1 protein-coding gene is annotated in these 501 nt (G+C 67.1%); it reads right to left on the bottom strand.

Features of this window, described 5'->3' with window-relative positions; all coding sequences use genetic code 11:
• The coding region (ccsA, locus tag J4613_RS22520; RefSeq protein ID WP_208293674.1) for a cytochrome c biogenesis protein CcsA at positions 1-501 on the bottom strand (501 nt) is incomplete at both ends.

Here is a 501-nt window from a genome sequence, read left to right as displayed (position 1 = left end):
CAAAACGGGTGAACGCGCTGTCCAGACGCCCGCTCAGCAGCGCGGCGATGGCGAAGGCGAAGGCCACCGAGAAGCCGACATAGCCCATGTACAGCAGCGGCGGGTGGAAAATCAGCCCCGGGTCCTGCAGCAGCGGGTTCAGGTCGCGCCCCTCCACCGGAAAGGCCGGCAGCGTGCGGGCGAACGGGCCGGAGGTGAACAGAATGAACGCCAGAAAACCGGCGCAGACCATCCCCATCACCGCCAGCACCCGGGCGACGATATCCGCCGGCACCTGCCGGCTGAACACCGCCACCGCCAGGGTCCAGCCGCTCATCAGCAGCACCCACAGCAGCAGCGAGCCCTCGTGCGCCCCCCAGGTGGCGGCCACCCGATACCACACCGGCAGCTGCGTGTTCGAGTTGCCGGCGACATAGGCCACGGTGAAGTCGTTAACCACAAAGGCGTGCACCAGCACGAAAAACGCGCCCGCCACGCAGATAAACAGCAGCCAGGCGAACA

It is taken from the genome of Salmonella sp. 32020114201800008SM (genome assembly GCF_017572025.1).
GTDB classification, from domain to species: Bacteria; Pseudomonadota; Gammaproteobacteria; order Enterobacterales; family Enterobacteriaceae; genus Salmonella; species Salmonella enterica.
Note: the sequence above shows the minus strand (reverse complement) of the source record. Positions and strands in the feature narration are given on the sequence as shown.